The following is a 7,727-nucleotide window of genomic DNA, read 5'->3' as shown; positions in this document are numbered from 1 at the left end:
TATGAGCCATGAGCTTACCAGCAACCATGGCGCGGCCTCACCTCTCTTCTCATTCTATCTTTTTTAGGCCACCCCATGAAGCCATTACCTCATCGGAATGGTCGGAAAAAATGGCACTACTGAATCAAGAATTTAGCATCCGCAATGCTCCACGTAAAAGATCTTCCGCTGATACACTTGGGTCGGCTGCACTCACCGCCTTTACCGCCTTCCTTGCCTCAGCCTGCTTGTAGCCTAAACCAATCAATGCCAACTCCGCATCATTCGCCGCACTCGGAGCCGTATTCTCACTCGCTGCCTTCCATCCATCAGCCACGCCCACCTTATCCTTCAATTCCAGAACAATCCTCTCAGCAGTCTTCTTCCCCAGGCCTTTAATCTTAGACAGCGCCGCCACATCATTGTTCACCACTGCCCCCTTAAATTCCTCAACAGGCATCCCACTCAACACCGCCATCGCTATCGCAGGTCCAATCCCACTCACCCGATCAATCAAAAGTAAAAAAATGTCGCGCTCCGCATCCGAGGCAAACCCATATAATGTCTGAGCCGTCTCCCGAATGTGCAAATGCGTCCTTAAATCAATCCTGTCCCCCTCCAAGGGATTCAACCTGTCATAGGTCGATAAGGGCACATTTACCAAATACCCCACCCCACTCACATCCACTACTAAACGGTTCGGTAACGCCTCCAAAACAACCCCTCTCAAACGTGCTATCATGACCAAAACCCTACACCCACTCACACTCACTTGACCAGCCAGAAGCCATCACCCACCCCCATTTCACCCATCATTTCAGCTCTCTTAAGCACTTAGCCACAGTCTACAAAAAAATTCCTACCCACAAAAAATCGCTCAAACCATTGAAAATCTATTGATGAATCGATCTTTTCGATCACTTTCCAACGGATTTCGCTTGGCACCCGAGAGACAAATTTATTAATACTTGAAATTTGCAGTCGCCATTCGTCGATAAAACTGCTAATATCCGCGCGTTATGGCAACTACTAAAAGAACTCGCTTCTCTCGTCGCGTCCCAGATCACGTGACTGATGAGATCGTTCATGTCCTCGGAGCGGACGACCGCTTCTTTGGTTTCAATGAACTATTCGAGAGTGTTTTTGACCGTCTCAAGGAACGCAACGCCGTTAGTGGTGGAGAAGAAATGCTTCGCTTGCGCGCTTATGAGAAACTTCAAAACCTTGTCACACGCGGCATGGTTGAAAAGCAAGGCAAAGAATACAAAGGCCTCGCACGTCTCCCCGAAGCTCATAGCTCATTCGAAGCTGAATAAATTTATTCTTTTCTGCTCACCCAGCGGGAAAGCACTCTTTAACATGACCCATGCTGAACTCCTCAGCATGGGTCTTTTGCTTTTCTCGAAAAGAAACTTGCCGACCCACTTGCCAACACCCTACAACTGATCCCGTAAAACCTATCACCTACTATGCTAGAAAGCTTCTACCCCGTCATACTCCAAGCACTTACCGCTATCGGCTTTGCTGCCATCTCACTTGGATTAAGTGTCCTCCTCGGTAAAAAGGGACGCCGTGATGGAGCCAAGGATACCGTCTATGAATGCGGTATGCTACCAGTCGGTGGAGGTGCCCCGCGCTTTTCTGTAAAGTTCTACATGGTGGCCATGCTCTTTGTTCTCTTTGATATCGAAGTCGTCTTCATGTACCCATGGGCAGTGCAATTCAAAGAGCTCATCGCCGTCAATAGCGTGGCTCTCTACAGCGTACTCGGCTTCGTCGGAGTTCTCGCCGTCGCTTACCTCTACGCCCTCAAAAAAAGCGCTCTCAGTTGGAACGAGTAAGCCTAACGCACTCGATTCCACATAAACCCCGCCTCCCCCCTACACTCAAGCTGCCGGTATGGCCCCCATTTGACCAAACTCGACACTTCCTACAGCTGATTCAGCACTTTTTATTCCAGAATTGCACCGAATCTTACTTGCCCGCCGATAAGTCCTAGCCATACTCTGCGGCGTGACTGACAAGAACCAGATACGCGAAAATTTACGTAGCGAAGGCTTTGAACTCATCGACAATACTCTCACTCTCCTTGTCGATAGCCTAGCGGAAGCCCTTACTTCATTGGGCGAAGACGATCTTTTACCCTTCATCCCATGGCGCGGCGAAACCCCTAAATCCGACCCACCTGAAGGAATCCAACAACTTTACTCCATTGGCTTCCAGCTCCTCAACATGGTCGAGGAACGTGTCTCGGCAGCAATCCGCCGTGAACGTGAAAAAGCACTCGGAGCCGAGTCCATCCGCGGACTCTGGTCACGCTCCCTCAAGGGAATGCAAGACCTTGGGATGAGTGAAGACCAAATCCTCGAAGTCTTCAAAGACGTCCACGTCGAACCCGTCCTCACCGCTCACCCGACTGAAGCAAAACGTGCCACCGTCCGTGAACGCCATCGCGAAATCTACCAACAACTCGTCACCAGCGAGTACCCGAAATTTACCGATCGCGAAAAACGCCGTCTCCAAAATAAAATCACCGCCGCCCTCGAATCACTCTGGCGCACAGGTGAAATCCACATGACGCGCCCAGACCTCAATATGGAGCTGCGTAATGCCCTCTACTACCTCCGCGAGATGTACCCAGCTGTTCTCTCTCGCCTAGACGGCCACCTCCGTGAAGCTTGGAAAGACGCTGGATTCTCTGAGGATAAACTCAAAGATCTCAACGCCCTCCCTCGCCTCACCTTCGGTACTTGGATAGGCGGCGACCGCGATGGTCACCCACTTGTGACTCCTGAAGTGACCGAACGCACTCTCGCAGACCTCCGTTCACATTCTTTCGTCCTCCTCCGAAAAGAACTCAAGTCCCTGGCCTTCCACCTCACTATCTCTAGCCAGTTCCAGGAAATTCCTGCGGAGTTGCAAAAGCGCATCGATGTGCTCCGACTCGACCTCCAGGACCCCGTCTGGGCAAATGGCGTTATCGAACAAAACCGCGACGAACCATGGCGCCAGCTCGTTTACCTCATGCGTGGTAAACTCTATGAAACAGCCGCAAACAATGGTGGCTACCACGGCCCAGAACAACTCGATGCCGACCTCGCCCTCCTCGAAAATACCCTCAGCGCTACCGGCTGTGAGCACCTCGTGGAACAATATGTAACCCCACTCAGACATAAGGTCAAAACCTTCGGCTTCCACCTCGCTACCATCGATGTCCGCCAAAACTCCGAATACCACGACAAGGCACTCAGCCAACTCCTCGTGCGCGCAAAAATCGAAGATGGCGAAAACTTTGCCAGCTGGTCCGAAGAAAAACGCTGTGCTTTCCTCACCAAAGAGCTCGAAACCACACGCCCATTCATTCACAACCGCTGCAGTGCCGGCCCAGAAGCTGATTCCGTACTCAATTGCTACCGCGTCATCGCGAAACAAATCCATGACTACGGACACCACGGCATCGGCGCATTCATCGTCTCAATGACGCGCTCCGTTTCCGACCTCCTGGTCGTCTACGCTCTCATGCGTGAAGCCGGTCTCCTCATCAATACTGAAGACGGCCTCGCTTCCCCCATTGAAGTCGTTCCTCTATACGAAACAAAAGAAGACCTCGATGCCTCAGAAGCACTCCTCACTGGCTTCCTCGACCACCCCGTCACCAAGCGCAGCTACACCCTCCGCTTCCAAGACGAGCAACCCTTCCAGCAAGTGATGCTCGGCTATTCCGACTCTAACAAAGACTGTGGCATCCTTACCGCAGCCTGGGCACTCCACCGCGCTGAAAAAGCCATGGTCGAACGTGCCGCAGAGCGTGGCATCAAACTTGGTTACTTCCACGGTCGTGGCGGCACCATCTCTCGTGGCGCTGGCCCAACCCAGTGGTTCATGGCTGCACTCCCACACGGTTCCATGTCTGGCCATTTCCGCATGACTGAGCAAGGGGAAACCATTGCCCAGAAGTACGCAAACCTTTCAAATGCAACCTACAATGCTGAGGTTCTCCTCGCATCTGCTGCCTCCACCGCAGCAAAACACCAGTTCGGTGAAGCGAAAGATGACCCATGCATCCAGTTCGCTCCTCTCCTCGCAGAGGGTTCAGAGGAAGCATACAAAGAGCTCCTGCGCACCGACGGCTTCATCCCCTTCTACCGCGAAGCCACCATCATCGACGCCCTGGAGAACTCCCGTATCGGCTCACGCCCATCACGACGCACAGGAAAAACAAGTTTCAGCCTCGATGACCTCCGTGCCATCCCATGGGTCTTCTCATGGACTCAAGCTCGCTACTACCTTCCAGGATGGTTTGGTGCCGGAACCGCACTCCAAAAACTTAAGGACGAGAGCCCAGAGGACTTCGCTGCCCTCAAGGAGAATCTCCCACAGTCAGTGTTCCTCACCTACGTACTCACCAACGTTGAAACCAACCTCGCCAGTGCCAACCCTGACTTGATGAGCGATTACGCAAATCTATGCTCCGACACAGCACTGCGTGATAAGTTCCTCAAGATCATCCTCGATGAGTACAAACGCACCCGCGACCTCCTCGCTGAAGTCTTTAATGGCTCCTTCGAAGAACGCCGCCCGCGCATGAATAAGACACTCGAAATCCGTGAAGAACCACTCAAGGTCCTCCACAAACAACAAGTCAACCTCATCAAAGAATGGCGCGCCCTCAAAGCTGAAGGAAAAGAAGAAGAAGCAGAAACCCTCTTCCCACGCATCCTTCTCTCTATCAACGCCATCTCCAGTGGACTCCGCACTACCGGATAGGCCACAGTACTAACAGTCACATACAGAAAAGGCTCGACCCCAATCTAGAGGTCGAGCCTTTTGCTATCAGCACAGAACTGGTGAACACTCACAACCCCACCCAGTGTGGTGACAGAGCTCTATAGGCCACTTCGTGATGCCAATGAGTCAAATGACGGTGCCAACTATTCTAAATCAGCGCGCAACGCATCCCCCCCCCACAACAAATCATTGGCCTCTTTTGAAGTGCGATTGGGTATTAAAACTTGTATGAAAGTCCGGTGATAAACTTAAGGTCGTTCTTCTTCTTCCCTTTTGCCGGAATACTTTCGTAGCGGTCTTCAAAACTGACTTTGAATGCAATGGTTTCGGTGATCTTGGTCTCTAAACCTAGCTCAAACTCAATGCGATAATCATCCAGATGGTCGATGCGTGGTGCAAAAGACAAATCCTGGTAGACCTTGGCATTGTCGTTAAACTTATGCTCAAAATGCTGATCGAAAAGTCCGTTGATGTATGTGCTGTTGCCATCCCCCTTGTCCTCAGTCGTCAATCCCATACCCAACTCAGTTGAGAATATCGTCGTCTCGGTATCCACCCAATAATACCCGTAAGTCGCATTCAGCGAAAACCGATAGTCAATGTCCGCGAAGGCATCGCGTCTCCCGTCCACACGTAACCCAAAAAAGTTCTTCCCAGAAAACGCATGCTTCCAAGTCGCCTTTCCTAAAATCTCATCCTCATTGGCTTTTGATTCCTCCTCGCCGTACTTATAACTCAAACTCCCAAAATAGGCGTCTGGCCCATCTTTCTTCTCAGTTTGAATCCCGAAGCGTAAAAGCACGTTGTCTGTATTCCCTTTCGAAAGGCTGAATCCCAGATCGATACTATTCTCCCAATCTCCAGGTTGATCCACTAACTCCTCTTCAGCCACTGCCGAAGCACAAAGTGCCATACTTATATATACTGCTTTTCTCATCAATCTCATGGGTAACGTAAATGGAAACGCGGACACTACCGCCCCCCTTTCACTTGTCACGTGCAATTGTGTGACATCCCATGAACACTCGTTTCCTGCTCTTATTGCTTTTCTAACAATAAGAGAAAGGCTGGGTGATTAGGTGCATTTACCATCTCATATCGCAACACACGGACCTCTGATCGATCCAAAGCTCCAGCCCAAGCAACCACCGCTTCAGCTTCCGCTCCCCCTCCTTCGTGCCCTGGGTAGCACATAACCGAAATTACCCCCTTAGAACGTAATAACTCTAGCGCTTGCTGGAGTGCTGGAAGAGTTGTCTCAGCGGTCGTAATCACCGCCTTATCAGCCCGAGGCAAATACCCCAAATTGAACATCACCGCAGCCACAGGCCCCTCCACATGTGCAGCCATCTCCTCATGACCACAGGCATGCAAACACACTTCTGCAGCCACTCCCTCTACTCGTTGCCGCGTCGAAGCCACCGCCGTAGCCTGCACATCAAATCCAATCACCTTCCCGCACTCGCCCACTAACTCACATAAAAACAAAGTGTCGTGCCCATTACCAATCGTCGCATCCACTACGCATTCCCCCGCTTTTACCACGCGGCGTACCGCCTCCTGAGCCATCTCTATCGGTCGCATTACCATCCCCGAAAGCCATACCCACACACCCACCACTTGAGAAGTGGATTCCTTCTAAAAAGAGATATCATTCACCGCCACCACACTCACATTGTATGCCAATTCACAATTAACTATAAAATACACAACATTCCCAACACCCCATACAACAACACAACAAAAGCCTTATATATCAGCAACGGCAATCTACAAAAGCAAACTTCACCCACCTAAAACACACGATAACTTATGCTGATTATTCAAAAACATTAGCCCCCACCTGACAATCCGACAATACACCCATGCTAGGATACCTGCATGAATAAAAACATCTTTTCCGGTACCATTCCCGCACTCATGACCCCCTGCGACGCTAATGGAGTCCCTGACTTTGCGGCCCTCGTCGACACCGCTAAGAGCTTAATCGCTGCAGGCATGGATGCTGTAGTCTACTGTGGCTCCATGGGTGACTGGCCATTGCTCACCGATGAAGAACGCATGACTGGAGTCAAAGCCCTCGTGGATGCAGGTATCAAAACCATCGTCGGCACTGGTGCACAAAATACACGAATCGCTGTCGCACATGCCACCCACGCCCGGGAAGTAGGTGCACATGGCTTGATGGTCATCCCACGAGTCCTCTCACGCACACTCTCCCCCGCAGCCCAACAAAACCACTTCACTGCGATCCTCGAAGCTGGAGGCCCAGACCTCCCGGCTGTCATCTATAACTCCCCTCACTACGGTTTCGAAACCAAGGCTGACCTCTTCTTTAAACTCCACACTCAATACCCGCAGCTCATTGGTTTCAAGGAATTCGGAGGAGCGCAAGCCCTCAGCTATGCTGCCGAACATATCACTACAGGAAATGACCAACTCACCCTCATGGTCGGCGTAGACACCCAAGCATACCACGGTTTTGTCAATTGTGCGGCAGAAGGTGCAATCACAGGTGTTGGCACCGCAATGCCTCTCGAAGTACTCAAAATGGTAGACCTCTGCAAACGCGCTGCTCAAGGTGACGCCAATGCTCGCCGACTCGCCCTCGAACTCAACGAAGCTATGCACATTCTCTGTACCTTCGATGAAGGAACCGACCTCGTACTCTACTATAAACGTCTCATGGTCCTCGAAGGGAACCCCGCCTACCAACACCACATCCTAAAAGACGACCAACTCAGCCCATCACAGCAAGCGCACCTCGACTCCCAACACACCCTCTTCCGTAACTGGTGGAACTCCTGGGACGGTAAAGACGCATAATCCCTTTCCCACCTCAACCACTTCGCTCCACAGCTTATCCAAAGCTTGTGGAGCTTTTATGTGAAGAGAGGTCAACTGGTAAGTTTATTTCCTTTCTATTGGTTAGGGGTAAGTTGTATTGAACAACGGAATCT

General features: G+C 51.2%; 7 protein-coding genes. 4 read left to right on the top strand and 3 right to left on the bottom strand.

The genetic code is table 11. From position 1 onward, the window contains the following. Positions 1–124: 124 nt before the first annotated feature. Positions 125–721 carry a Holliday junction branch migration protein RuvA gene (ruvA, locus tag ACFSW8_RS14115; RefSeq protein WP_377091464.1) on the bottom strand — a complete coding sequence of 199 codons (597 nt, stop codon included), beginning with the start codon at positions 719–721 and terminating at the stop codon, positions 125–127. 277 nt (positions 722–998) lie between these two features. Between ruvA and ACFSW8_RS14110 the strand changes: the two genes are divergently transcribed. The 3 genes from ACFSW8_RS14110 to ACFSW8_RS14100 all read left to right on the top strand — a co-directional run bounded on the left by ACFSW8_RS14110 (position 999) and on the right by ACFSW8_RS14100 (position 4,746). Further along, positions 999–1,295: a hypothetical protein gene (locus tag ACFSW8_RS14110; RefSeq protein WP_377178556.1), complete on the top strand. Its 297-nt coding sequence runs from the start codon at positions 999–1,001 to the stop codon at positions 1,293–1,295. 153 nt (positions 1,296–1,448) lie between these two features. Beyond that, positions 1,449–1,820, top strand: coding sequence for an NADH-quinone oxidoreductase subunit A (locus ACFSW8_RS14105; RefSeq protein ID WP_377089120.1), 372 nt, complete (start codon positions 1,449–1,451; stop codon positions 1,818–1,820). A 172-nt stretch (positions 1,821–1,992) separates the two neighbouring features. Further along, positions 1,993–4,746: a phosphoenolpyruvate carboxylase gene (locus ACFSW8_RS14100; RefSeq protein ID WP_377089119.1), complete on the top strand. Its 2,754-nt coding sequence runs from the start codon at positions 1,993–1,995 to the stop codon at positions 4,744–4,746. Positions 4,747–4,984: 238 nt separating this feature from the next. On the opposite strand, the gene ACFSW8_RS14095 is transcribed toward ACFSW8_RS14100, so the two are convergent. After that, positions 4,985–5,680: a DUF481 domain-containing protein gene (locus ACFSW8_RS14095; protein ID WP_377089117.1), complete on the bottom strand. Its 696-nt coding sequence runs from the start codon at positions 5,678–5,680 to the stop codon at positions 4,985–4,987. Between the two features lie 125 nt (positions 5,681–5,805). After that, positions 5,806–6,351, bottom strand: a complete 546-nt coding sequence (gene mnmM / locus ACFSW8_RS14090; protein WP_377178554.1) for a tRNA 5-(aminomethyl)-2-thiouridylate-methyltransferase MnmM — start codon at positions 6,349–6,351, stop codon at positions 5,806–5,808. Positions 6,352–6,648: 297 nt separating this feature from the next. Between mnmM and ACFSW8_RS14085 the strand changes: the two genes are divergently transcribed. Further along, positions 6,649–7,593, top strand: a complete 945-nt coding sequence (locus ACFSW8_RS14085) for a dihydrodipicolinate synthase family protein (protein ID WP_377089114.1) — start codon at positions 6,649–6,651, stop codon at positions 7,591–7,593. The last annotated feature ends 134 nt before the right edge of the window (positions 7,594–7,727 follow it).

Origin of the sequence: Rubritalea tangerina (assembly GCF_042683245.1) — a bacterium.
Lineage (GTDB): Bacteria > Verrucomicrobiota > Verrucomicrobiia > Verrucomicrobiales > Akkermansiaceae > Rubritalea > Rubritalea tangerina.
This window is presented reverse-complemented; position numbering and strand designations above follow the sequence as displayed.

Bases quoted from the DNA above. Each gene is read 5' to 3' on its own strand.
- ruvA (WP_377091464.1), bottom strand. From the start codon at position 721: ATGATAGCACGTTTGAGAGGGGTTGTTTTGGAGGCGTTACCGAACCGT.
- ACFSW8_RS14110 (WP_377178556.1), top strand. From the start codon at position 999: ATGGCAACTACTAAAAGAACTCGCTTCTCTCGTCGCGTCCCAGATCAC.
- ACFSW8_RS14105 (WP_377089120.1), top strand. From the start codon at position 1,449: ATGCTAGAAAGCTTCTACCCCGTCATACTCCAAGCACTTACCGCTATC.
- ACFSW8_RS14095 (WP_377089117.1), bottom strand. From the start codon at position 5,680: ATGGCACTTTGTGCTTCGGCAGTGGCTGAAGAGGAGTTAGTGGATCAA.
- mnmM (WP_377178554.1), bottom strand. From the start codon at position 6,351: ATGCGACCGATAGAGATGGCTCAGGAGGCGGTACGCCGCGTGGTAAAA.
- ACFSW8_RS14085 (WP_377089114.1), top strand. From the start codon at position 6,649: ATGAATAAAAACATCTTTTCCGGTACCATTCCCGCACTCATGACCCCC.